This is a genomic window from Bacillus sp. FSL R5-0585 (assembly GCF_038004545.1).
Taxonomy (GTDB): domain Bacteria; phylum Bacillota; class Bacilli; order Bacillales; family Bacillaceae_G; genus Bacillus_A; species Bacillus_A cereus.
This window is the reverse complement of record NZ_JBBORJ010000001.1, coordinates 3,109,581-3,130,813: the sequence shown is the minus strand read 5'-3', so window position 1 is coordinate 3,130,813 and position 21,233 is coordinate 3,109,581. Positions and strand designations below refer to the sequence as shown.

Below are 21,233 nucleotides of genomic sequence, written 5' to 3'. Positions count from 1 at the left end.
TTAAGAGAAGGGATAGTTCTTTTTATTTTTAATAATGTATTCGCTCTATAAGGTAGATATTGTGAAAGAAGTAGGCAGGATGGAAACTAAAGTTATAGAAGAGGTATGTTATAAAGTTTTAAAAATATATGGTTAATTATTATGTAGTTTTTTAAGTAAGATTTTGATTGTAGTATTTCTTATGTGATTCATTAAAAAGGCTAAAAGAATATAAGAGATTTATCGCAGTGTTTGTACTGCCTATCCTGCTATTTGCCGGGCAGTAAGATCATCACTGATTAAAGTTTCATTTTATGTATAAAATTGTGATAGCTTTTACACTGTGTTTTGAATTTTTACAACGCTGACAGTATTAAAAATATAAAATAATTAGGATGATTATATGCATATTTGGATACTAACAAATTGGCGGAAATATTATAATCTAGAAGAGAAGAGTCATCGCATGGGACTACGAGTAAAATTCGATAAAGATGTTGATCCTGAAGTGAGAAGAGCTATTAAAGAGTTTTGTAAATGGATACGCCGAGAATATTTTTTCCCAATTAGAGTACCTATTTATGTGAAATCTTCATATAAAATAAAGGCGATGGATGGTGAGTTGGTCTATGGTACTTTCTTTGAACCATTTGATCGAAATGATGAGCCGTATATTCGTATTTCGACAGGAGATTATTACGATGAGCTAGAGAAAAGAGGGAAAGATGACGCTTTGGGAGGATATTTGTTTACTATTGCGCATGAACTAACACATTATTTTCAATGGATTAATGATATAAGACTAACGAGAATTGGATATGAGAGGCAGGCTACTGCTTATTCAGGATATATTATTGATGAGTATAAAGAAACTAGAGAGCATCCGTGAAATAGAAACTTTATGGATAATTGAAAGTATGATAATTAGCAATGGGCTTGAATGAATGCCCTAATATTTAGGGGCTATCCGGGATTAGATATCTGAGTTATTAAACAAAAATAAGTGTGGGTAATACGCTTTGACGAAAAGGTGTGTATATGAAATTTTATAACGCAGTATATCTTATAATTTCTTATGATGATGAGATATTGAAAGAGAGGTACGAAAATGCAAGATAATGTACTGGAACAATTGATAAAGAGTCTCTCTGTATTATCCTTTGAAAAAGAACACGAAATAGCAGCAGTTGATTTACATGATATATATGAGAGAACTGAAAGATTCGAACAATTACTTGAAAATATTATGAACTCACAACAGTCTAAAGAAGAATTAATAGATGCGCTAATTGAAGTGGAGATAGAATTAGATCACATCAATTGGCATTATAAAAGCTTGAAGAAAAAGTTGAAAATATTGATGAAAGATTAAAAAGCACACCCTTATCTAAAAAGATAAGGGTGTGCTTTTTTTAATTTCCTTGCGGAGAAACAAGAGTAAATGTATCTTTCAAATCACTATCATTTATTTTAATATTTGCCTTTTTTAATTCCTCTTGTAACAATTTTTTGCTGAATACAGGATCAGCAGTACGTTCTTCCTCTAAGTTTTTGCGAATAGAGTTTTTTACTTCATCGTAAGGTTTTAAATCTTTTTTATCAGTTAATTTAATAACGTGATAACCGTTTGCTGATTTTACGGGATTGCTAATTTGTCCAACATTTAGTTTGTAGGCAGCCGTTTCGAATTCAGGAGCCATTGTACCTGAATTGAAGTATCCAAGGTCTCCACCTTTATCTTTTGATAGCAGATCTTGTGATTCTTGTTTTGCTAATTCTTCAAATGAAGCACCAGCATCTAGTTTACTCTTTATTTCTTTCGCTTCATTTTCGTCACTTACTAAAATGTGACTCGCTTTAATTTCTGGCTTATAGTGGTCTTTTACGTCTTTCTCTGTAATGCTTTTCTTAATCGCTTCATTCATAGCAAGTTTGAACTTAATTTGATTTTTGAAATCCTCTTCATCTTTTAAACCATAATTTTCTAATACTTTTTTGAATTGATCTCCATATTGTTTTTTTACTTTTTCTACTTCTTTATTTACCTCTTCATCAGGTACTTTATATTTTTTTGTGATGACGTCTTGTGCCATCATTTCGTATAGCATGTCTTTTCCGTAACGATCTTTCAATTGTTTTTCGAAGTTATCCTTTGTAATGGTGGAGTCTGTTGCTGTAGCGACTGTAGCTGAGCCGTTTTTTTGTCCGCAAGCAGATAACATCAATATACTTATTAGTGCAGTAATAATGAAAATATGTTTCCCTCTCATGCCAACACCTCATCCGAATATGTTATCGCTATTGTAGAATATAGAAGTGAACATGAAGTGAATTTTTAATGTTTTTTTCCTTTAAAATGTAAAAAAGTACATCAACATAATTGTTGATGTACGATGGAATCAAAGGTGATCGGTCTTTTTAGAATATGCACGTTTACCTTGCTGAATATTTTTTTGTTCTTGCTCATTTTTTTGTGTGCGTTTTGCGTTATTATCGCGTGCTTTTTTGTCGTTATCACTCGTATGTGGCATATGTATCAACTCCATTTCTAAACGTTGTACGTTTATCATTTCCTTTTTCGTAAAGACTATGTATAGCGGTGCATTTATGAAGGGTAAAGGTGGATTCCAAATGGATTTGAAGTTGAATTATACTGAACTTATAAAGAAGTTAATCGTTGTAATCATCGCAGGTTTATTAAACGCGATTGGGATGAATTTATTTTTAACGCCAGCAAAAGTGTATGCGAGCGGCTTTGCTGGATTGTCTCAATTATTATCACAAATATTAGGTGATTTTTTATCGATTCACATATCTACGGGAGTATTGTTTAGCTTATTTAATATTCCTGTCGTTATTTTAGCGTGGAAAAAGGTTGGAAAGGCCTTCACCTTTTTCAGTTTTCTTTGTGTTATATTTATGACTTTGTTTCTAGAGATCATCCCTGTTAGAGCGGTTTCGAATGATATCATATTAAATGCGATTTTTGGCGGGATTATTTCGGCAATTGGAGTAGGGATTGCTTTAAAGTGGGGTGCTTCTACAGGTGGATTAGATATTATCGCCATGATTTTATCAAAAATAAAAGATAAGCCTGTCGGTACATACTTTTTCTTTTTTAATGCAATTATCATTATCGCTGCTGGCTATGTATATGGATGGGAAAAAGCGTTATATACGCTAGTGACTTTATATGTATCAACGAGAATTATTGATGCAATTCATACTCGTCATGTAAAGATTACAGCATTAATTGTTACGAAGAATGGGGCAGACGTAAGAAAGGCGATTCACTCGCGATTAGTAAGAGGGATTACAACGATACCAGCAACAGGTGCTTATACGAATGAAAATAAAGAAATGTTAATGATGGTTATTACCCGTTACGAGTTATACGAATTAGAGAGGATTATTAAACAAGTGGACCCAGGTGCATTTACAAATATACTGCAAACAGTTGGGGTGTTCGGATTGTTTCGGAAAGATTAAAGAGGACCAAAGTTGGTCCTCTTTTTTAATGTAAATTCGTGATGTTTTGCAATTGCTCTTGCATTTCACGGAGCTGAACTTTTTCAGCAGTTGAAGAGTTTGCGTAAGCGGATTGCAAAGCATTTTTTGCTCTATACACGAGATCTTGTTGCTCAGTACCGCTTGAACAAGATACGGCATTTTCAACAGCATCTCTAGCTTGTTGGAATAGTAAGTTCCCCATTTAAACCCCTCCAAAAGAAGAGTTACTTCTTGCTTTTTCTGCCTCAGCTAATGTACCTCTGTACGGGAATCTTGCATCATGCTTCATAACAGCATCGGCTCCTTGTTGGATAAAACGTTTTGATTTGTTCTTTTTACCCATTCGAAAAACCCCCTTTATTTAGCTGAAAACAATCGACGCAATGTCTCATGCGTCTACTTATAGTATGGACATTTGGCAGGAAACTATAAGTAGGGAATTTTTAGATTATAACCCAAGAACCTCTTCTAAATATAAAGCAATACCATCTTCTTCGTTCGTTAACGTCGTATGGTTTGCGAGTGATTTTAATTCAGGGATGGCATTTCCCATTGCGATGCCGTGACCAGCAAATTCAATCATTTCAAAATCATTATCTTCATCACCGAAAGCGATAATTCGCTCTTGTGGAATGTTGTAATGACTAGAAATTTTTTGTAATCCAACTGCTTTATTTAATCCGCTTTTCACAATTTCAATAATCGGCCAAGGTGCGCCCCATTTTCTATGGTCGATTACTTCCGCATGCATATCGGTTAAATGTTGACGAATTGCAGTAGAATGCTCGTCATGGGCGTCAATTAATAAGCAAGTTGGATGATCGTTTAAAATATTTAATAAGTCTCCCGTAAAAATCTTAGGAGAGCCGAATTCGAAAATATGTTTTTTATCTTCATCAATTTCACGAACATACACATCGTCCATTACTTCCGCGTATATATTTTTTACGCCAAAATCAAAGCAAGCTCGGACAATTTCTTGCGCTGTTGCTAGCTCAAGAGGAGAGTGATGTGTTCCCCAGTTTGAATCAAGAGGATGATGTACGTAAGCGCCGTTAAAGTTTACGATAGGTGTGTTAAGATCAAGTTCTTTATAGTAATCATAACTAGCACGGAATGGACGTCCTGTTGAAATAACGACAATATGTCCCTGTTCCTTTGCTTTTGCAATTGTATGTTTCGTTCGAGTGGAAATTATTTTGTTGTCTGTTAATAAAGTGCCGTCTAAGTCTAATGCGATTAAATGTTGTTTGTTCATAATTTCACCTCTTATAATAATTTTTTTGTATCTATCTGTATTTCCGTTTTTAATATGCAGAAATAAGAGGTTAGACTCGGTGAAATCACCATAGATGGAAATTTCACTATATATCCATCTTACGTCTCAAAGTGCTGTGGTGTCTACTATTTATCGTTGGAAATTAAGAAAAGTCAACATCTTTTTAGAAAGTTCAAACAATGTTTCTTTCATTATGTACAAATTGTGAAAAGGGTTACATTACTCGTGTGATGAGGCATATAATGAACATGTAATCTTCTCGTATATGTTTGACTCTCCTTTGAAACTAGCCTAGAGTAGGTTGGTTTCTTTTTTTTCTACAAGTAGGAAAGAAATCCCTGCTTACGCTTGTGTCATTCATATATATGTACAAGAATGAGATGTAGTACTGTTTCCTAAACATGACAGAAAAGCTTTCTTTTAAAATGGATATACTAATGAGGCAAGACGTCATGGAAGGAGAATGAAGATGGGACAAAATCGCAGGTTTCGTTCTGGACAAAAAGCGCCGAATGATGGCATTTACGTAGAAATTGGTGAAACGGGAAGTATGGTGAAAGATCCGCAAATGGTGAAATTAACTGCCGGTGAAAAGTTTCCGGATAACACGAATCATAACCGCCAGTGGACATATAAAAGAAAACCGTAACAGAAGCCGCAATCATTATTGCGGCTTTTTTGTCGTTACACATTGTAATTTCATTTACCGTATTTTTAGCGGTATAATGAATGCTCTCTTTTTCTTTTTCAAATAATAAGTTTGAAAATACATAGGTAAAATTATTGTATAAAAAAGTCAGTTGGCGTATAATCAAATCAAAGGTCAAAGAAAGTCAAACTTTTGGAGGGCTGTAAAGATGGACTTAAATCAAATGACAACAAAAACACAAGAGGCGATTATGAGTGCCCAATCTTTAGCGGTATCTCATCATCACCAAGAGGTGGATACTGTTCATCTATTACTTGCATTATTAGAAGAGCAAGATGGATTAGCAGTACGTATATTTCAAAAAATGAATGTTGATATAGAAGCATTAAAGCAAGGTGCTGAAAGTTTAATTAAAAAGAAACCTTCTGTAACGGGGAGCGGTGCAGAAGTTGGAAAATTGTATGTAACGAGCGCTCTGCAACAACTGCTTGTAAGAGCAGGGAAAGAAGCAGAAAAACTGCAGGATGATTACATTTCAGTAGAACATGTATTGCTTGCTTTTTCTGAAGAAAAAGGCGATATAAATCAATTATTTACAAGATTGTATATTACGAAAGATAACTTATTACAGTCTTTAATGACAGTTCGGGGGAATCAAAGAGTGACTAGTCAAAATCCAGAAGCAACTTATGAAGCGTTAGAAAAATATGGCCGTGATTTAGTGGCGGAAGTGAGAGCAGGGAAAATCGATCCTGTAATCGGCCGTGATAGTGAAATACGACGTGTAATTCGTATTCTTTCACGTAAAACGAAAAACAATCCTGTTTTAATTGGGGAGCCAGGTGTTGGTAAAACAGCAATCGTTGAAGGGCTAGCACAGCGTATTGTGAAAAAAGATGTACCTGAAGGATTGAAAGATAGAACGATTTTTGCGTTAGATATGAGTGCGCTCGTAGCAGGTGCGAAATTCCGTGGTGAGTTCGAAGAGCGTCTGCAAGCTGTATTAAATGAAATTAAAAAGAGTGAAGGCCGCATTTTATTATTCATTGATGAACTTCATACAATAGTTGGAGCTGGTAAAACAGAAGGTGCGATGGATGCAGGAAATATGTTAAAACCGATGCTTGCGCGTGGTGAACTGCATTGTATCGGGGCGACGACACTCGATGAATATCGTAAATATATTGAGAAAGATCCAGCTCTAGAAAGACGTTTCCAACAAGTATTAGCAGAAGAACCAACTGTTGAAGATACAATTTCAATTTTACGTGGATTAAAAGAACGCTTTGAAATTTATCACGGTGTAAATATTCATGACCGTGCGATTGTAGCAGCGTCAGTTTTATCAGATCGATATATTTCAGATCGATTCTTACCTGATAAAGCAATTGACCTTGTTGATGAAGCGTGTGCAACAATTCGTACAGAAATCGATTCTATGCCAACAGAATTAGATGAAGTAACGCGCCGCATTATGCAGCTGGAAATTGAAGAAGCGGCTCTTGGAAAAGAAACGGATCGTGGTAGCCAAGAGCGTCTAAAAACATTGCAACATGAATTATCGGATTTAAAAGAAGTTGCAAGTGGTATGAGAGCAAAGTGGGAGAAAGAAAAAGAAGACATTCACAAAGTTCGTGACTTACGTGAACATTTAGAACGTTTGCGTCGTGAATTAGAAGAAGCAGAAGGTAATTACGATTTAAATAAAGCAGCCGAACTTCGTCACGGGAAAATTCCAGCAATTGAAAAAGAGTTAAAAGAAGCGGAAGAAATGGGCGCGCATAATAAACAAGAAAATCGTTTATTACGTGAGGAAGTAAGTGAAGAAGAAATTGCAGATATTGTTTCACGCTGGACTGGTATTCCTGTTGCGAAACTCGTGGAAGGTGAACGCGAGAAATTATTACGCTTAGAGCAAATCTTATCAGAGCGTGTCATCGGACAAGAGGAAGCAGTAAGCTTAGTGTCAGACGCAGTTCTTCGTGCTCGCGCTGGTATTAAAGACCCGAATCGTCCAATTGGTTCTTTCATCTTCTTAGGACCAACAGGTGTTGGTAAAACAGAACTTGCAAAAACGTTAGCGCAGTCTTTATTCGATAGTGAAGAGCAAATGATTCGCATTGACATGTCTGAGTATATGGAAAAACACGCGGTGTCACGCTTAATTGGTGCACCTCCTGGATATGTAGGATATGAGGAAGGTGGTCAATTAACAGAAGCGGTAAGACGTAAACCATATTCCGTTGTTTTATTAGATGAAATTGAAAAAGCACATCCAGAAGTATTCAACATTTTATTACAAATGTTAGATGATGGGCGCATTACAGATTCGCAAGGTCGTACAGTGGACTTTAAAAATACAGTTATTATTATGACTTCAAATATCGGATCTGCTCATTTACTAGATGGATTAGAAGAAGATGGTTCGATTAAAGAGGAATCAAGAGACCTTGTAATGGGACAATTAAGAGGACATTTCCGCCCAGAATTTTTAAACCGTGTTGATGAAATTATTTTATTCAAACCTCTTACAACGAATGAAATTAAAGGCATTGTTGATAAAATTGTAAAAGAACTACAAGGTCGTCTAGCTGACCGTCACATTACAGTAGAATTAACAGATGCAGCAAAAGAATTTGTTGTGGAAGCTGGTTTCGACCCAATGTACGGAGCTCGTCCATTAAAACGATACGTACAGCGTCAAGTGGAAACGAAATTAGCACGAGAATTAATTGCAGGAACAATTACTGACAATAGTCACGTAGTTGTTGATGTAGAAAATAACGAATTAGTCGTTCATGTGAAATAAAAATAAAAAAAGAGTTCGGATAAAATCCGGACTCTTTTTTTAGTGTTGTTCTACTGGCTCGTTTGGAATTGCAGCTGAAATTGCTAGTACTAACACAGCAAGAACAACTGAGAAAATAGACGCTTGGTTAAAGTCGTATGTACCGCCAGTCATAGAGCCGATTACATAGCTCATCATATGTACAAGTAAGAACGACCAAATTAATGCCCAAATGAAACGCATATTTTACACCTCTATTCGTTCAATCTGTCCTTATTGTAACACAATTGAAAAAAGAATATAGAAAAATATTTGTAGATTTTTCAACGCAAATTTGCATTCCGTTCATACATTATAAAAGAGTGGTTTTATATGTTTAGAAAATAAGGCGGGGGAAAAATGAGTATTACGGAACGTTTTTTTTACTTGGAAAAAGAACCATGTGTCATTTATTTACCGGAGAAGCCAAATGGATTTTCTGTAATGCTTCTTGGTGATTACAACTACTTTATTGAGAATGGTACAAGTTTATGGACACAGCATGCGGGTAGATCTTATTTTTTACATGGCCTTATTGAGCAAGGCTACACTGTCTTTTCTTCTAATTTATACGGAAGACATTGGGGAAACGACCAATCTGTTCGTCTAGCAAAACGTTTATATGACGTTGTGTTAAGAAAAGAGACATTGAATGCGAAAATGCACATTATGGCAGATGGTATGGGAGCACTTGTAGCACTTGAAATGATGAACAAATATCCTGAGTGTATACGCTCTGTCATTATGTTAAATCCGTGTTTAGATTTACCAGAATATGTGGAGTTTGAGAAAGAGCATAAGTTTTTTTACAAGAGACTGGTGAAGGAATTAAGTTTGGCGTATGATTCCAAAGAAGAAGAATTAGAATTAAAAATAAATAAGAAATCATTTACGCTTCTTCCATCTTGTGTACCTGTTAAAATTTTCGTATCAACACAAGAAAAAAGAGGAAGAAAACAGCAGTTGCGTAGATATGAGAAAATGAGGCAACTAAATCAATGTGATACTTCTGTCTTGTTCCATCTGCAAGATGTGAAATATAAAATGGTTAGGCAAACGACCGATTTCTTTAAAAAATATGAAGAAGAATTATGAAGCTCCCATATACATAAATGAGGAGCTATTTGTTTCAGAGGGAAAGGGTTGGTGGTATGGAACGCGTGCTGATAATAGGTGCACTTACGTTTGTAGGTTATCACCTTGTAAATAAAATGATTGCAGAAGAAGTGGAAGTCTATGGTCTTGATTTTGATGAATTCGATAGTATGACCAAAATTAATGAAGAGAAGTTATTATTAATTGGGCGAAATGCGTTATTTACGTATTATTCGATAAGAGATGAAGATGGATGGAGATCGGTTGAGGAAGAGAGATTCGATACTGTTTACTTTTGCTTATATGAGCCAAATCAGCAAAGTGGATTTCGGAATGAAAGAGTCATATTACAATATTTAAAGCGAATTATAAGAATGTGTGAAGAACAAAAAGTGAAGTTAAATTTAATTTCTTCTATTGAAGTAGGCAGTACAGATGAATCCGAAAATAAGCGCCTATTTTTGAAAGTAGAAGAAGGATTGAAAAAAGGGAATTTACAATATAGTGTATTTCGAGTTCCAACATTATATGGACCGTGGCAACCGTCCTTTATGATGTTTCATCAGCTTATTTTATCAGAATTAGTTGAAAAAGAGTGCCGTTGTACGATTGAGGAAAAGGGGAATGATTTACTTTACGTTGAAGATGTATGTGAATACTTATGGGAACATGGAACGAACGGGGCGCATCTTGGTATATACAATTTACTTAGTGGTAAACAGTCATTATGGGAAAAAGGTATGAATCTTTTACGCGCGGATGATAAAGTAAATAAAAATAATAGCGAAGTAAGAGATGAGGCTATCGAAGTAATTTCGATAAAAAGAAATACTCCGTTAGAATACGGTTTAAATAAGCAACTGGCACACATGAAAAAATATAAAGAGTTATACGAAGGGTAGTACGCGTGTTACACTATTGTATGTGAAAGTTTTAATGGAGAGGAAGAGTATAATATGAACGAAAAAAGCATGCAGTTTTTACAAATCGCAATGAAGCATTTACCGGAAGCAAAGGCAATTTTAGATGATAATGGAATTGCACTTGATATGGAGAAGGCACAGCCGGTGTTAGAGTTGTTAATGAAAGTTATGAACGAGGCTTATGAGCTCGGGAAAGCAGATAAAGAATAAAAAGAATAAAAAGCATCTTCTTAAGCTGGAAGAGAGGCCCGAACCGTGGATAGAAGCGGTCAGGGCCTTTTTTATTCTCGCCTGGGAGAAAACCAGAGATAGGAAGAGGATAAAGGAAAAGTAGTGAGGAGAACTCTCTAGTTTAGAAGGAAAGCAGATAAAGAATAAAAAGCATCTTTTTAAGCTGGAAGAGAGGCCCGAACCGTGGATAGAAGCGGTCAGGGCCTTTTTTATTCTCGCCTGGTGGAAAACCAGAGATAGGAAGAGGATAAAGGAAAAGTAGTGAGGAGAACTCTCTAGTTTAGAAGGAAAGCAGATAAAGAATAAAAAGCATCTTTTTAAGATGGAAGAGAGGCCCGAACCGTGAACAGAAGGGTTTGAGTCTTTTTATATTTGAGAGGTATGTTTCTGTTTCTTTTAATGAAAAATAACGTGAATAATGCGTTAGCTTTCTGTTTTATGTGAAATATATTCTAGACAAAAATACATTTATGTTTTAAAATTAGTACCAAGTCATAATAATTGATATAAAACGGAGGGCTGCGATGTGAACGTGGGCATTTTAGGGATCGGAAGATATGTGCCAGAAAAAGTAGTCACAAATCACGATTTAGAAAAAATAATGGAAACATCCGATGAATGGATTCGTACGAGAACGGGAATTGCAGAAAGACGCATTGCCGATGATACAATAGATACTTCATATATGGCCGTAGAGGCTTCTAAAAAAGCACTTGAAGATGCAGGAATTAGCGGAGAGGATATCGATCTTATTTTAGTAGCAACAGTAACACCAGATCGTGCTTTTCCAGCAGTTGCTTGTGTAATTCAAGAAGCAATAGGAGCGAAACATGCAGCTGCAATGGATTTAAGTGCAGCATGTGCTGGTTTTATGTACGGAATGATTACAGCACAGCAATTTATTCAAACAGGAACGTATAAAAATGTATTAGTAGTTGGTAGTGATAAACTATCTAAAATTGTAGACTGGAACGATCGAAATACAGCAGTACTATTTGGAGACGGAGCCGGTGCTGTCGTAATGGGAGCTGTTTCAGAAGGTAAAGGCGTTCTATCTTTTGAATTAGGAGCAGACGGAAGTGGCGGCAAACACCTTTATCAAGACGAGTATGTTATGATGAATGGCAGAGAAGTGTTTAAATTTGCCGTTCGTCAACTTGGTGATTCTTGTCTTCGCGTTTTAGATAAAGCTGGTCTTACGAAAGAAGATGTGGATTTCTTAGTACCGCATCAAGCAAACATTCGTATTATGGAATCTGCAAGAGAGAGGTTAAATTTACCACAAGAAAAAATGAGTATGACGATTGAGAAGTTCGGTAATACATCAGCTTCTTCAATTCCGATTGCAATGGTAGAGGAATTGCAAAACGGACGTATTCAAGACGGTGATTTAATTATACTTGTTGGTTTTGGCGGCGGATTAACATGGGGAGCAGTTGCTCTTCGTTGGGGTAAATAAGGACTGAGAGAAAAAAAGGAGTGTATTTTGTATGGAAAAAAAGAGGGTCGTAATTACAGGACTAGGAGCTGTTACACCGGTCGGAACAGATGTTGAAACAGCGTGGGAAAACATTAAAAAGGGTGTATCTGGAATCGGGCGACTTACAAGAATTGATCCAGAACTATTTCCAGCAAAAGTAGCAGCGGAAATTAACGACTTTGAAGTCGAGAAATATATTGATAAAAAAGAAGCGCGCCGTATGGATCGCTTTACACAATATGCAGTAGCAGCAGCGAAAATGGCAGTTGCAGATGCAAAGCTTGAAATTACAGAAGAAAACGGACCTCGAATTGGTGTATGGATTGGATCTGGTATTGGCGGTATGGAAACATACGAAGAACAATTTAAGATTTTTACTGAGAAAGGCCCACGCCGCGTGAGCCCATTCTTCGTGCCGATGATGATTCCAGATATGGCAGCAGGTCAAGTATCAATCGCAACAGGAGCAAAAGGAATTAACACTTGTTCTGTAACGGCTTGTGCATCTGGTGCAAACTCAATTGGTGATGCATTTAAAGCAATTCAGCGTGGTGATGCTGATGCAATGATTACAGGCGGAGCAGAAGCGCCGCTAACAAGTATGGCATTCGCAGGATTTAGCTCAGCGAAAGCATTAACATTTAATGAAGACCCAGCAACGGCTTGCCGTCCATTTGATAAAAACCGTAGCGGTTTCGTAATGGGTGAAGGTTCAGGTATTCTAATTCTTGAAGAATTAGAGCACGCATTAGCACGCGGTGCTCACATTTACGCGGAAATTGCTGGTTATGGTGCAACTGGAGATGCATTCCATATTACAATGCCTGCTCCTGGTGGGGAAGGCGGAGTGCGCGCAATGCGTCAAGCTTTAGCTGATGCAGGCCTACAGCCAGAAGATATTGATTACATTAATGCGCACGGTACAAGTACGGATGCGAATGAAAAATATGAAACGATGGCAATTAAAGAAACTTTCGGCGAGCACGCGTATAAAGTAGCAATTAGCTCAACGAAATCAATGACAGGTCACTTATTAGGAGCAGCTGGTGCTGTTGAAGCGATTTTCTCTATTAAATCAATTACAGACGGAGTAATTCCTCCAACAATTAACTATGAGACACCAGATCCAGAATGTGACTTAGATTACGTACCAAATCAAGCGAGACACCAAGAAGTAAATGCAGTATTAAGTAACTCATTAGGATTTGGTGGTCATAACGCAGTGTTAGTATTTAAATCGTATAAATAATCGATGAAATAAGGAGTTTTTTCGCAATATATTGCGAAAAAACTCCTTATTTATTTTTACGCCTTTTTCTCCTGTAGCATATACATAAGAAAAAGGAGGGATAAAGATGGGGATTGTTGAAACAGCTGAATGGCTACATTTATATTATGGACGGCCAGAAAAACTTTGTGAGAAATTTACGAAGTATATTCCGTTGCCAAAAGAAAGGTTGTATCGCTTTTTAATTTCAAAAGGGATGTATCGCCCGATCATGCGCGGAGAAAAGGAAATTAAAGAATTAGAGGAAAAGGAAATTTGGAAAGAATTGAGCCTGGAGTATGATAAACTGAAAAATTGGTTAAAAGGTCCAGATGTCCCTGTCTTTATTTTATTATCAGATTCCTATAATCGAACTGTACAAGAAGAGTATAACGGTAGGGCTGGATTATCTATGCGTCATGTTATTTTCTTATTCGTATGTGGGCGGAATTCGGTAGAAGAATTAAAAGTGTTATTGGCGCATGAATATCATCACATATGCAGGTTACATCAAATTGAGACGAAAGAAACAGAATATACATTACTTGATACGATGATTATGGAAGGGCTAGCGGAACAAGCAGTAACAGAAAGGTATACAGAAAAAAACAATGCACCGTGGACGGCGTATCTTTCAAAAGAAGAGGCTGTTTATTATTGGAAAAATGTTGTACATGAAAGAATAAGTATAAAACGAGGAACAAGGGAACATGACATCTTATTAAATGGCTTTCACTCTTATCCGAAGATGCTTGGCTATGCGCTTGGATTTCATATTGTCAAAGATTGTGTAACTTTGGAAGGAGAAGATACACTTTCTTTATTATCTATAGATGCAAAAGAAATATTGAATAAAGCAAATACATTTCATATATAAAAAAACAGGAATTCTATTTCCTGTTTTTTTAGTATTAATAGAAGAAAAAATAATAATTAGAATATATTTCCTCAAGTGGAATAAAGTTAAGCAAAAATGAACATAATGATTGGTACAAACAGTAGTGAAGTGAGGGGTAGTGAATGTTATATCTACATGATGTATGGGTAAATTGGTTTGAAGGTGAAGAAAATGGGTATAACGTTTGTCATTTTTACGAATGGCGGAAAGATGATACGATTGAGCTATTAGATCAAGTGCCATTATTAAAAGTAGATGCCACATTATATCATTACATCGAGAACGAATTGTTAGAGCTTCCGCAAAAAATGCTGGAAGACGTACATCATAAGGCTTATATTCGTAAAAATCATGAACGTTTGCAGCAAGAGTATTGCTTTGTTGTTACAGATGGGAAAGGCATTATTGCCATTGACACAATTGGTTACAATGTACCAATTCGCAAAAGTAGACTTATACCACGCCAAGAGCAAATGGTATATGAGATGGTAGAAAACGTACAAGCAGAAAAGTATGAGTTCCAAGTAGAAGAAACAGAAAAAGAACATCACATTTTATCACCATCGCCTTTCATTATGAATGGCTTGACTCGTAAAGAAAGACAGCTAAAACAATTATTATTTATGGCGTTAGATCAATTACATACAACGAAAAATACAGCAGAAATTCGCTATTGGTTCACAGAGTGGGATCCATCAGCGTATGGAATGGTTCAACATATGGAATTTGAAGATATTTGGGCTAAGCTGTATGATGAAGCGAAAACAGGCTGGTCTGATAAGCACGAACAATTATGCGAGCGTCTCGTAAAAGGACAGCCATTTTTTGAAAAGTTATGGGAAATGGAAAATGAGCAAAAGGTAAATTAAAAAACCGCCAATTGGCGGTTTTTTAATTTTGTAGAAATCTAGCTCCAGCGGCAAGAATGTTCGGTGGCTTCGCGCCTTCCTGCGAGGCAAAAAGCGTCTCTACGTCAGGAGCTCCATCCCCCTCACATTCTAAACGAGCTGCCTCCGCTTTTTGTAGAAATCCAGCTCCGGCAGCGAGCTCTTCGTGTCTAAGAACCTTTCGCATAAGAAGACAAAAAGCGTCTTCTATGCGAAAGAACCTTAGCCAGTCAGAGCTAAACGAGCCGCCTCCGCTTTATATGTAATCTAGCTCCGGCTCCTAACCCTTCGCGTCTAAGAACCTTCCCCACAAGAAGGTAAAAAGCACCTTCTGTGGGAAAGAACCTTAGCCGTCAGGGCTAAGCAGTCGCCTCCGCTTTATATGTTACCTACGTTTTCTGCTTAGTCCCATTGCGTTTTCTACTTTGCGTAGTTGTTTGAATGCAACGCGGTTTGCTTTTTCTGCACCTTTGTCTAGGATTTCGTCTAGTTCTGGTGAGTTGATTAGTTCGTTATATTTGTCTTGGATTGGACGAATAGCTTCTACGACTACTTGCGCTAGGTCGCCTTTGAAGTCGCCGTATCCTTTTCCTTCGTACATTGCTTCGATTTCTTCAACTGTTTTTCCAGAGAATGAAGAGTAGATTGTTAATAAATTAGAGATACCAGGTTTGTTTTCCTTATCAAATTTCACAATACCTTCAGAGTCAGTTACAGCACTCTTAATTTTCTTTTCAATTGTTTTTGGCTCATCAAGCATACTAATCATTGATTTTGGATTCGGATCAGATTTACTCATTTTTTTCGTAGGCTCTGTTAATGACATAACGCGAGCTCCTACTTTTGGAATGCGAATTTCAGGCATTGTGAAGATTTCACGGTAACGTTTGTTGAAACGCTCTGCTAAGTCACGTGTTAATTCGATATGTTGCTTTTGGTCATCACCAACCGGCACGATTTCAGTGTTGTAAAGTAAAATATCAGCAGCCATTAATGGTGGATACGTAAGTAATCCAGCTGGAACTGAATCTCTACCAGAAGCTTTATCTTTATATTGCGTCATACGTTCTAATTCTCCAACGTAAGCAACAGATTGCATGATCCATCCTAGTTGAGCGTGTGCTGGTACTTCTGATTGTACAAATAAAGTAGCTTTTTCAGGATCGATGCCGCATGCTACATAAAGTGCAGCAAGACTGCGGATGTTTTTACGAAGCCCGACGGGATCTTGAGGTACTGTAATCGCATGTTGGTTTACAATACAGAAATAACAGTCGTGTTCATTTTGAAGCTCTGTAAACTGCTTCATTGCTCCTAAATAGTTTCCAAGTGTAATCGTTCCACTTGGTTGAATACCAGAAAAGATAACTGACATAAGTAATTCCTCCTAAAATAGAATGCGTGATGTGGGGAAGAGAAGGCAAACAAAAAAGCCCATTCATCCCAAAAACTATAGGGACGAATGGACCGTGGTACCACCCTAATTATTTCACTACTGTGAAATCTCTCTAATCCATAATAACGTTTGGATATAACGCCAAAGCCTACTACTTTCGGTTCGGTTTGGTGCTCAAAAGCCCATTCCATACTGTACAATTACTTGTTCACACCAACCACAAGCTCTCTGAAATTGCCTCAATATGTACTCTTCTTTATCATCGCATACATATAAATTTATTTATTGTTACTTGAGCTCTTTTAATATGAAAGAACTAAAGTTTTATAACAAAATGTTTTGCTGATTATTATATCATATGGGATAGTGTTTGCAAACTACATCAAAATAGTAAAGCTAATGAGGGTCGAGAACAACCCAAGGAAGATACCTGTAATACAAATTGGATATGTCCATTTGAATGAATATGTTTTATAAATACGTTCTTTCTTATCTGTAGGTTCCTCGACTTCTTCAATTAAAGAGTCAATCTTTTTGTTCGTACCAAATACTCTTTGGAATGCGTAAATGGTTACATTGAAAAAACCATTTTGAAATATGTATAAAAAACCGCCGATCAGAATAAAAAACAGTGCAATATAAAACAAAATGTTGACAAAGTTCAACAAAAATTGAGATGAAATGAGGAATGCACCAATACTAGAAGCAATCATCGCTATAAAAATTAGTATACAAGTATGAAAAAAAACTTTATTCAAAATATTCCCCTCCGTCAAAATATTACTAGAATTATTATACTATAAAAGCTATAATAAGTACTAGGATTAATTTTTTGAAAATTATACGCAATTAAAGGTCTGATTTTAAGATGATGGTAGCAATGTTAATGTATCCCTTTACGAAAAATTAAAAATATAAATATTTTATTAAAAATTTTAACAAAAAAACAAAAAACTATATTCACAATTGTTATATTATATGTATAATGAAAATTGTAGAAACTTGGAGATTATTCTTTCAATTCTACTTTTTAACAAGTGAGGGTACAGGAAGTGCAATTAGGGGAGGCAACACAACATGAAGAAAAAGATACCGTTATTACTTGCATCAACTTTAACTGCAAGTATGTTGCTTAGCGCGTGTAGCTACCAAAAAGATGACGCAAAAGCAAAAGGGAAAGAGAACGCTACGAGTAGTAGTAACGGAAAACAGATTCTTAATTTAACAGAGTTATCTGAAATTCCGTCAATGGATGCATCATTGGCATCTGATTCTTCGTCTTCTACAGCATTAAATAATACGATGGAAGGTTTATATCGTATTGGCAAAGATCAAAAGAGAATGCCTGGAGTTGCAGAAGATGTCGAAAAGCTAGATGATGGGAAGAAATACATATTTAAATTAAGAAAAGATGCGAAATGGTCGAATGGGGAACCTGTAACAGCTAAAGATTTTGTGTATTCATGGAAAAGAGCAGTAAATCCAGATACAAAAGCAACGTATTCGTACATTATGTTCGATATTAAAAATGCAGAGAAAATTCATAAAAAAGAATTACCTGCTGACCAATTAGGTGTAAAAGCGATTGATGATTATACATTAGAAGTAGAATTAGACAATCCCGTTCCTTACTTTATCGATTTAACAGTTTATCCAGTATTTTACCCACTAAATGAAAACTTTGTAAAAGCACAAGGTGATAAATTTGGTTTAGAGGCAAATACAACATTATATAACGGTCCATTCGTTATGAGTGATTGGAAACATGAACAAAGTTTCCAATTCAAGAAGAATCCTTCATATTGGGATAATAAAACGGTTAAAATCGAAGAAATCAACTTTAATATTGTAAAAAATACAGCAACTGATGTAAATTTATATGAGACAAACGCGATTGATCGAGCGGCTTTAACGTCTGAATTTGTTGATAAGTTTAGAAAAAGCCCAGAGTTCCAAACAAGAAAAGAAGCAGGGGTTGCTTACTTAAGATTTAATCAAAGTAATCAGTACTTAAGTAATAAAAACTTAAGAAAAGCAATTTCAATGTCCTTTGACCGTGATAACATTGCAAAAGTTATTTTAAATAACGGTGCAATTGGAGCTTACGGATTTGTTGGAAAAGATTTCGCTGAAGGTCCGAATAAAAAAGATTTCCGAGCTGAAAATGGAAAGCTAGTTGAAACAAATCCAAAAGAAGCGAAAAAGCTTTGGGAAACAGCGAAGAAAGAGCTTGGAACTGATAAAATCGAACTAGAATTCTTAAACTTTGATAATGAAGATGCTAAAAAAGTTGGGGAATTCTTAAAAGGTGAGATGGAAAAGAACTTACCAGGTTTATCAATTAAAATTAAACAGCAACCATTCGCACAAAAAAATAAATTAGAAGATTCTCAGCAATATGATATTGCGTTTAGTATTTGGGGACCAGATTTCCCAGATCCAATCTCATATTTAGATATGTTTGTTACGAATGGTTCTCAAAATAAAACAGGGTATTCTAATCAGAAATATGATGAGTTAATCCTAAAAGCTAAAACAGATACAAAAGATTTACAAGCTCGCTGGGACAACCTTCTAGAAGTAGAGAAAATGTTAATTAAAGAGGATGCAGTTATCACTCCAATCTTCCAAAAAGGTTCAGCGTATGTAGTAAAAGGTGCCGTAAAAGATATTATCCCAATTAACTATGGTGGTAAATTAACTTACAAATGGGCATCTGTTGAACAAAAATAATCTTTTTTTCCATCGTTTACAAGGGTATATGCCTATGATGGGCATATGCTCTTATTTTAAAAAAATAAAAGTAAGAATATTTTAAACTATCTTATTGCTTTTGAGAAAAACGGGGAGGTGCTTGACTATGGGACGTTATGTATTAAAACGTTTCGTGTACATGGCTTTGACATTATTTTTAATTACTACACTGACTTTCTTTTTGATGAAATTACTTCCGGGTTCTCCGCTTAAAAACCAGGAGAAGCTATCACCGGCACAAAAAGAAATCATTCTTGAAAAATACGGATTGAATGATCCGGTACCAGTTCAATACGCACGTTACTTAGGTAACCTAGCAAAAGGTGATTTAGGGGTATCATTCCAATATGATAACCGCCCAGTAACAGACATGATTGTAGATCGTATTGGACCATCAGCCCAATTAGGTTTACAAGCGATTATATTAGGAACATTTATCGGTTTAATTTTAGGTATTGTTGCCGCGCTTCGTAATAATACGTGGGTAGATTATAGTGCAACAGTTATTTCGGTACTCGGAATGTCGGTACCATCATTCGTATTCGCCGCATTACTGCAATATTTCGTAGGGGTAAAACTAGGCTGGTTCCCAGTAGCATTCTGGAAAGGACCAGAGTTTACTGTAATGCCTACAATTGCATTATCGATGGGAGTTATCGCGACAATCGCACGTTTCTCTCGTGCAGAATTAATTGAAGTTATGCAAGCCGATTACATTTTAACAGCGAAAGCGAAAGGAATTAGCCAAGGCGTTATCATTGTCAAACATGCACTTCGTAACGCGTTAATTCCAGTTGTAACAATTTTAGGACCAATGGTTGCGGCATTAATTACAGGAACACTTGTTATCGAGCAAATTTATGCTGTACCAGGACTTGGGGAACAATTCGTTAAATCGATTACTTTAAATGACTATACAGTTATTATGGGAACTACGATTTTCTATAGTGCGATCTTCATTTTAGTTATTTTCATTGTCGATATTTTATACGGAATTATTGATCCTCGTATTCGTTTAGCGGGAGGGAAAAAATGATGAAAGATGTACAAAAATTATCTCCAGATTTATTTCAACAAGCCAATCAAAATAATGTTGATAATGAAGTCATTGCCCGTCCAAGCTTAACGTTTTGGCAAGATGTAAGAAGACGTTTATTCCAACATAAAGGTGCGATGCTTGGCCTTGTATTGTTAGTTATCATTGCGCTATTAGCGATTTTTGGACCGATGGTAAGTAAACACTCGTATAAAGAGCAAGATTTAGGTCGTGCGAAATTACCACCAAAAATTCCAGTTATTGAAAATGTTCATTGGTTACCATTTGACGGTACAGATCAATATGGTGTTGACCAATATGAAAAACGTGATATTAAAGAGTACTTCTGGTTTGGTACAGATGACCTTGGCCGTGACTTATGGACAAGAACATGGGAAGGTACACGCGTATCATTATATATCGCTCTTTTAGCGGCAGCAATTGACTTAGTAATTGGGGTTGCATACGGAGGTATTTCAGCATTCTACGGCGGTAGAGTAGATAACATTATGCAACGTATTATGGAGATTATTAACGGTATTCCATACTTAATCATCGTTATTTTAATGGTAATCATTATGGGATCTGGTATTTGGTCAATTACACTTGCGATGGCGATTACAGGTTGGATAGGGATGTCGCGTATTGTTCGTGGACAAATCTTAAAATTAAAAAACCAAGAATATGTATTAGCATCTCGTACATTAGGCGCAACAAATACACAATTAATTGTGAAACATTTAATTCCAAACGTAATGGGACCTATTATCGTAATGACGATGTTTACAATTCCATCAGCGGTGTTTGGTGAAGCGTTCTTAAGTTTCATCGGTTTAGGAATTCAGCCACCATTTGCGTCACTAGGTTCTCTTGTAAATGATGGTTATAAATCTATTCAAACGTATCCGCATATGATGTTCATCCCTGCGGTTGTCATCAGTATATTAATTTTAGCGTTTAACTTAATGGCAGACGGATTACGCGACGCGTTAGATCCAAAAATGCGTAAGTAAAAGAGGGGA

The 21,233-nt window shown here is 36.1% G+C and carries 24 protein-coding genes and 1 other annotated feature; of the genes, 15 read left to right on the top strand and 9 right to left on the bottom strand.

The annotated features are described in order from the left end of the window. The first annotated feature begins 382 nt into the window (after positions 1–382). Positions 383–868 (top strand): hypothetical protein, encoded by a 486-nt coding sequence (locus tag MKY38_RS16095; RefSeq protein WP_000548429.1) that lies wholly within the window; start codon positions 383–385, stop codon positions 866–868. 219 nt (positions 869–1,087) lie between these two features. Further along, the gene (locus MKY38_RS16090) at positions 1,088–1,351 is read left to right on the top strand and encodes a hypothetical protein (protein ID WP_341049159.1); all 264 of its coding nucleotides are present in this window, start codon (positions 1,088–1,090) and stop codon (positions 1,349–1,351) included. Between the two features lie 40 nt (positions 1,352–1,391). Here MKY38_RS16090 and prsA read toward each other — a convergent pair whose 3' ends face one another. Both prsA and MKY38_RS16080 read right to left on the bottom strand, forming a co-directional pair. Next, positions 1,392–2,249, bottom strand: a complete 858-nt coding sequence (prsA, locus tag MKY38_RS16085) for a peptidylprolyl isomerase PrsA (RefSeq protein WP_078384957.1) — start codon at positions 2,247–2,249, stop codon at positions 1,392–1,394. 129 nt (positions 2,250–2,378) lie between these two features. Continuing rightward, positions 2,379–2,510: a DUF3941 domain-containing protein gene (locus MKY38_RS16080; protein WP_001120851.1), complete on the bottom strand. Its 132-nt coding sequence runs from the start codon at positions 2,508–2,510 to the stop codon at positions 2,379–2,381. A 100-nt stretch (positions 2,511–2,610) separates the two neighbouring features. Here MKY38_RS16080 and MKY38_RS16075 point away from each other — a divergent pair, with 100 nt between their 5' ends. After that, complete coding sequence (locus tag MKY38_RS16075) at positions 2,611–3,468, top strand: YitT family protein (protein WP_000364431.1); 858 nt, start codon at positions 2,611–2,613, stop codon at positions 3,466–3,468. A gap of 25 nt (positions 3,469–3,493) precedes the next feature. On the opposite strand, the gene MKY38_RS16070 is transcribed toward MKY38_RS16075, so the two are convergent. From MKY38_RS16070 to MKY38_RS16060, 3 genes are all read right to left on the bottom strand, one after another. After that, positions 3,494–3,691 carry a DUF3813 domain-containing protein gene (locus MKY38_RS16070; RefSeq protein WP_000527407.1) on the bottom strand — a complete coding sequence of 66 codons (198 nt, stop codon included), beginning with the start codon at positions 3,689–3,691 and terminating at the stop codon, positions 3,494–3,496. Continuing rightward, positions 3,692–3,832 (bottom strand): hypothetical protein, encoded by a 141-nt coding sequence (locus MKY38_RS16065; protein ID WP_000516816.1) that lies wholly within the window; start codon positions 3,830–3,832, stop codon positions 3,692–3,694. Between the two features lie 105 nt (positions 3,833–3,937). Further along, positions 3,938–4,747 carry a Cof-type HAD-IIB family hydrolase gene (locus MKY38_RS16060; protein ID WP_001041232.1) on the bottom strand — a complete coding sequence of 270 codons (810 nt, stop codon included), beginning with the start codon at positions 4,745–4,747 and terminating at the stop codon, positions 3,938–3,940. A gap of 490 nt (positions 4,748–5,237) precedes the next feature. Between MKY38_RS16060 and MKY38_RS16055 the strand changes: the two genes are divergently transcribed. Both MKY38_RS16055 and clpB read left to right on the top strand, forming a co-directional pair. Further along, entirely contained in the window at positions 5,238–5,417 is a 180-nt protein-coding gene (locus MKY38_RS16055; RefSeq protein ID WP_000531421.1) for a YjzC family protein, read from the top strand. Positions 5,418–5,625: 208 nt separating this feature from the next. Further along, positions 5,626–8,226 carry an ATP-dependent chaperone ClpB gene (gene clpB, locus MKY38_RS16050; RefSeq protein WP_078384959.1) on the top strand — a complete coding sequence of 867 codons (2,601 nt, stop codon included), beginning with the start codon at positions 5,626–5,628 and terminating at the stop codon, positions 8,224–8,226. Positions 8,227–8,265: 39 nt separating this feature from the next. Here the strand turns inward: clpB and MKY38_RS16045 are convergent, their stop codons facing one another. After that, entirely contained in the window at positions 8,266–8,448 is a 183-nt protein-coding gene (locus MKY38_RS16045; RefSeq protein ID WP_001211116.1) for a YjzD family protein, read from the bottom strand. A gap of 156 nt (positions 8,449–8,604) precedes the next feature. On the opposite strand from MKY38_RS16045, the gene MKY38_RS16040 reads away from it, so the two are divergent. The 7 genes from MKY38_RS16040 (at position 8,605) to MKY38_RS16010 (ending at position 15,007) form a co-directional block, all read left to right on the top strand. Beyond that, on the top strand, positions 8,605–9,339 hold the full coding sequence (locus MKY38_RS16040) for a hydrolase (protein ID WP_000028714.1): 735 nt from the start codon (positions 8,605–8,607) through the stop codon (positions 9,337–9,339). Between the two features lie 29 nt (positions 9,340–9,368). After that, positions 9,369–10,241, top strand: a complete 873-nt coding sequence (locus MKY38_RS16035) for an NAD-dependent epimerase/dehydratase family protein (protein ID WP_001986101.1) — start codon at positions 9,369–9,371, stop codon at positions 10,239–10,241. A 54-nt stretch (positions 10,242–10,295) separates the two neighbouring features. After that, complete coding sequence (locus tag MKY38_RS16030; protein WP_001986215.1) at positions 10,296–10,472, top strand: ComZ family protein; 177 nt, start codon at positions 10,296–10,298, stop codon at positions 10,470–10,472. 547 nt (positions 10,473–11,019) lie between these two features. After that, on the top strand, positions 11,020–11,952 hold the full coding sequence (gene fabH, locus MKY38_RS16025) for a beta-ketoacyl-ACP synthase III (RefSeq protein ID WP_001100547.1): 933 nt from the start codon (positions 11,020–11,022) through the stop codon (positions 11,950–11,952). A 31-nt stretch (positions 11,953–11,983) separates the two neighbouring features. Next, positions 11,984–13,222, top strand: a complete 1,239-nt coding sequence (gene fabF / locus MKY38_RS16020) for a beta-ketoacyl-ACP synthase II (RefSeq protein ID WP_000412656.1) — start codon at positions 11,984–11,986, stop codon at positions 13,220–13,222. A gap of 106 nt (positions 13,223–13,328) precedes the next feature. Then, positions 13,329–14,117 (top strand): DUF2268 domain-containing protein, encoded by a 789-nt coding sequence (locus MKY38_RS16015; RefSeq protein ID WP_000513277.1) that lies wholly within the window; start codon positions 13,329–13,331, stop codon positions 14,115–14,117. A 143-nt stretch (positions 14,118–14,260) separates the two neighbouring features. After that, the gene (locus tag MKY38_RS16010) at positions 14,261–15,007 is read left to right on the top strand and encodes a YjbA family protein (RefSeq protein WP_000966127.1); all 747 of its coding nucleotides are present in this window, start codon (positions 14,261–14,263) and stop codon (positions 15,005–15,007) included. Positions 15,008–15,029: 22 nt separating this feature from the next. On the opposite strand, the gene MKY38_RS16005 is transcribed toward MKY38_RS16010, so the two are convergent. The 3 genes from MKY38_RS16005 to MKY38_RS15995 all read right to left on the bottom strand — a co-directional run bounded on the left by MKY38_RS16005 (position 15,030) and on the right by MKY38_RS15995 (position 17,179). Then, entirely contained in the window at positions 15,030–15,212 is a 183-nt protein-coding gene (locus MKY38_RS16005) for a hypothetical protein (protein ID WP_086385476.1), read from the bottom strand. A 198-nt stretch (positions 15,213–15,410) separates the two neighbouring features. Next, complete coding sequence (gene trpS / locus MKY38_RS16000; RefSeq protein ID WP_000110982.1) at positions 15,411–16,400, bottom strand: tryptophan--tRNA ligase; 990 nt, start codon at positions 16,398–16,400, stop codon at positions 15,411–15,413. A gap of 76 nt (positions 16,401–16,476) precedes the next feature. Next, positions 16,477–16,693, bottom strand: a binding site (T-box leader). Between the two features lie 105 nt (positions 16,694–16,798). Then, positions 16,799–17,179, bottom strand: coding sequence for a DUF3899 domain-containing protein (locus tag MKY38_RS15995; RefSeq protein ID WP_001044997.1), 381 nt, complete (start codon positions 17,177–17,179; stop codon positions 16,799–16,801). A gap of 319 nt (positions 17,180–17,498) precedes the next feature. Between MKY38_RS15995 and MKY38_RS15990 the strand changes: the two genes are divergently transcribed. The 3 genes from MKY38_RS15990 to opp3C all read left to right on the top strand — a co-directional run bounded on the left by MKY38_RS15990 (position 17,499) and on the right by opp3C (position 21,224). Beyond that, positions 17,499–19,154 carry a peptide ABC transporter substrate-binding protein gene (locus MKY38_RS15990; protein WP_065223867.1) on the top strand — a complete coding sequence of 552 codons (1,656 nt, stop codon included), beginning with the start codon at positions 17,499–17,501 and terminating at the stop codon, positions 19,152–19,154. 127 nt (positions 19,155–19,281) lie between these two features. Further along, on the top strand, positions 19,282–20,211 hold the full coding sequence (gene opp3b / locus MKY38_RS15985) for an oligopeptide ABC transporter permease (protein WP_000534167.1): 930 nt from the start codon (positions 19,282–19,284) through the stop codon (positions 20,209–20,211). Next, on the top strand, positions 20,208–21,224 hold the full coding sequence (opp3C, locus tag MKY38_RS15980) for an oligopeptide ABC transporter permease (RefSeq protein ID WP_000974106.1): 1,017 nt from the start codon (positions 20,208–20,210) through the stop codon (positions 21,222–21,224). The genes opp3b and opp3C overlap by 4 nt, the downstream gene beginning before the upstream one ends. Positions 21,225–21,233 lie beyond the last annotated feature (9 nt).

Excerpts from the sequence above, each read along its gene's own strand:
- MKY38_RS16095 (WP_000548429.1), top strand. The coding sequence starts at position 383 with ATGCATATTTGGATACTAACAAATTGGCGGAAATATTATAATCTAGAA.
- MKY38_RS16090 (WP_341049159.1), top strand. The coding sequence starts at position 1,088 with ATGCAAGATAATGTACTGGAACAATTGATAAAGAGTCTCTCTGTATTA.
- prsA (WP_078384957.1), bottom strand. The coding sequence starts at position 2,249 with ATGAGAGGGAAACATATTTTCATTATTACTGCACTAATAAGTATATTG.
- MKY38_RS16080 (WP_001120851.1), bottom strand. The coding sequence starts at position 2,510 with ATGCCACATACGAGTGATAACGACAAAAAAGCACGCGATAATAACGCA.
- MKY38_RS16075 (WP_000364431.1), top strand. The coding sequence starts at position 2,611 with ATGGATTTGAAGTTGAATTATACTGAACTTATAAAGAAGTTAATCGTT.
- MKY38_RS16070 (WP_000527407.1), bottom strand. The coding sequence starts at position 3,691 with ATGGGGAACTTACTATTCCAACAAGCTAGAGATGCTGTTGAAAATGCC.
- MKY38_RS16065 (WP_000516816.1), bottom strand. The coding sequence starts at position 3,832 with ATGGGTAAAAAGAACAAATCAAAACGTTTTATCCAACAAGGAGCCGAT.
- MKY38_RS16060 (WP_001041232.1), bottom strand. The coding sequence starts at position 4,747 with ATGAACAAACAACATTTAATCGCATTAGACTTAGACGGCACTTTATTA.
- MKY38_RS16055 (WP_000531421.1), top strand. The coding sequence starts at position 5,238 with ATGGGACAAAATCGCAGGTTTCGTTCTGGACAAAAAGCGCCGAATGAT.
- clpB (WP_078384959.1), top strand. The coding sequence starts at position 5,626 with ATGGACTTAAATCAAATGACAACAAAAACACAAGAGGCGATTATGAGT.
- MKY38_RS16045 (WP_001211116.1), bottom strand. The coding sequence starts at position 8,448 with ATGCGTTTCATTTGGGCATTAATTTGGTCGTTCTTACTTGTACATATG.
- MKY38_RS16040 (WP_000028714.1), top strand. The coding sequence starts at position 8,605 with ATGAGTATTACGGAACGTTTTTTTTACTTGGAAAAAGAACCATGTGTC.
- MKY38_RS16030 (WP_001986215.1), top strand. The coding sequence starts at position 10,296 with ATGAACGAAAAAAGCATGCAGTTTTTACAAATCGCAATGAAGCATTTA.
- fabF (WP_000412656.1), top strand. The coding sequence starts at position 11,984 with ATGGAAAAAAAGAGGGTCGTAATTACAGGACTAGGAGCTGTTACACCG.
- MKY38_RS16015 (WP_000513277.1), top strand. The coding sequence starts at position 13,329 with ATGGGGATTGTTGAAACAGCTGAATGGCTACATTTATATTATGGACGG.
- MKY38_RS16010 (WP_000966127.1), top strand. The coding sequence starts at position 14,261 with ATGTTATATCTACATGATGTATGGGTAAATTGGTTTGAAGGTGAAGAA.
- MKY38_RS16005 (WP_086385476.1), bottom strand. The coding sequence starts at position 15,212 with ATGCGAAAGGTTCTTAGACACGAAGAGCTCGCTGCCGGAGCTGGATTT.
- trpS (WP_000110982.1), bottom strand. The coding sequence starts at position 16,400 with ATGTCAGTTATCTTTTCTGGTATTCAACCAAGTGGAACGATTACACTT.
- MKY38_RS15990 (WP_065223867.1), top strand. The coding sequence starts at position 17,499 with ATGAAGAAAAAGATACCGTTATTACTTGCATCAACTTTAACTGCAAGT.
- opp3b (WP_000534167.1), top strand. The coding sequence starts at position 19,282 with ATGGGACGTTATGTATTAAAACGTTTCGTGTACATGGCTTTGACATTA.
- opp3C (WP_000974106.1), top strand. The coding sequence starts at position 20,208 with ATGATGAAAGATGTACAAAAATTATCTCCAGATTTATTTCAACAAGCC.